The 224-nt window shown below is 46.9% G+C and carries 1 protein-coding gene; it reads left to right on the top strand.

The genetic code is table 11. The annotated features are described in order from the left end of the window. Positions 1 to 224, top strand: a 224-nt coding sequence (locus E4T71_RS09655; protein WP_135039044.1) for a DUF1542 domain-containing protein, incomplete at both ends; no start/stop codon positions are given.

Below are 224 nucleotides of genomic sequence, written 5' to 3' on the forward strand. Positions count from 1 at the left end.
AAAGCTGCAGTAGATGCAGCAACAACAAATGCAGGAGTTGAAGAAGCTAAGACTGCAGGTGTTGACACTGTTAAAGCTATTAACCCAGCTGCAGTTGCTAAGCCTGAAGCGAAGAAAGCTGTCGATGAAGCCGCTCAAGCCAAGAAGGATGAAATTGACGCTCGCTCTGATCTAACAGACGAAGAGAAAGCAGCAGCTAAGGCTCAAGTTGATGCAGAAGCAGA

It is taken from the genome of Streptococcus sp. WM07 (assembly GCF_004570525.1).
In the GTDB taxonomy this organism is placed as follows: domain Bacteria; phylum Bacillota; class Bacilli; order Lactobacillales; family Streptococcaceae; genus Streptococcus.